This is a genomic window from Paraburkholderia podalyriae (assembly GCF_014397785.1).
Lineage (GTDB): Bacteria > Pseudomonadota > Gammaproteobacteria > Burkholderiales > Burkholderiaceae > Paraburkholderia > Paraburkholderia podalyriae.
On record NZ_VZQQ01000215.1, the window covers coordinates 1 to 1,470 of the forward strand.

A 1,470-nucleotide genomic window follows, 5' to 3' on the forward strand; every position below is an offset into this window, starting at 1 on the left:
TGTTCGGCTTGCAGTACAGCGCCTCAATGCCCATGCGCTTCATCAGAGTGCCGACGTGTTTGCGCCCGACCCTGATAGCTTCGCGTTTGAGCAGGCGAACCAACATTCGTGCACCGGCAAACGGGAATCTATGGTCACCCCCGTTTTTGCAACCTTGATTTTTGACGGCGTGGTTGGCTTGCCAAAATCTATCCGGCGTCATTGTAGGGATAGCTCCCCGCGCCACGATGAGAATCGCGCCTGACGGTCCCAAAAAACTCCATCGGCTTCAAGAGCCATTCCCGTTTTCGGGTTTTCCGTCAGGCCGGTGTGCCGTTCACGTCATCAAATTTCAGCGGTCGCAAAACCAGATAGGTACTCGGTAAAACAGTGTGGGATCGGCTGGTCAGGCAGGCATGACAGCCGCCTTCGCATCGAAGACAGTATTTCGAGTGACCAGCGCCCAGGCGGTGCGCGCCAGCTTATTCGCGAGAGCACAGGCCACGACATTGGAGTGGCGCCGCGCCAGCAAGGCACGAACCCAATCGGCAAGTGGGCCGCTCTGGCGCCCGAGTCGCTGCATGTAAGCTCTAGCGCACTGAACCAGCAGGCGCCGGATGTTTTTATCGCCCCGCTGATATGACTCCCAGTGTCAATCTGGATCGGTTTTCACCATTTACTCCATGGTCAAAGCAAATTTCCTGAAGGCGGCGTAGCAGTAAAACTCGACGGTGGATCACGCTGACATTCGCGGGTTGGTTGCCGCATTACAGAGGTCCGTCTCATGAGCCTGCCGCTTCCTTACTACGCAAGTCGACTGATGCCGTTGCCAAACGTGGTCGCGGGTTACTCGAATACCGGGCTGCGCCGCCTTCAGGAAACTCTTGATACTGGTTGGTCTTTTTACGTACAGCCCTTTGTTCATGCGGATTGCGCGCTTGGCGGTAAAGCCAGCGTCATTCCCAATCGGCCGACGTCCCAGATGAAGCCCGCCAGCTCGCGTGCAATAGCGATGATGGCCACGTGCGCGGTCTTCCCTCTGGCGACGAGCTTGCGATATCGCCGGCACAGTCTTAGTTGCGCGTCCCAGGCACGGTCGATTATCGGCTTGGGTAGCCCTTCATGCCGGCGCTGGATGTCAATGCTCACGCGGGCAGGATGGCGGTAACTCCAGGCGGATTCGACCAATAGCTTGCGCGCATAACTGTTGCCTGTTTTGGTAATGCTTCCTTGGCGTCGCTTTCCGCCTGAGGAGTGCTCAGAAGGCGTCACGCCGAGCCACGCCATCAGCTGTCGCGGATGCTCGAAGCGCGACAGGTCACCTAGCTCGGAGACCAGGCCGATCGCCGACGTGAAGTTAATCCCGAGCTAAAGTCGGAAGTGGTGTACGGGGGAGTTGAGGCGGGAGATTGTAGGCGGTGGAGGTTTCAGCTGAGAATCTGATTGTCGAAGTCGGAAACCAGCAAACAACAAACCATCCACCATGAACAA

The 1,470-nt window shown here is 57.3% G+C and carries 3 pseudogenes; all 3 read right to left on the reverse strand.

What is annotated here, in order from left to right:
- Positions 1–127: pseudogene (locus F6X42_RS42600) on the reverse strand (IS3 family transposase); the annotation flags it as partial.
- A gap of 258 nt (positions 128–385) precedes the next feature.
- Positions 386–616 (reverse strand): annotated as a pseudogene (locus tag F6X42_RS42605) (IS110 family transposase); the annotation flags it as partial.
- 284 nt (positions 617–900) lie between these two features.
- Positions 901–1,344, reverse strand: a pseudogene (locus F6X42_RS42610) (transposase); the annotation flags it as partial.
- Positions 1,345–1,470 lie beyond the last annotated feature (126 nt).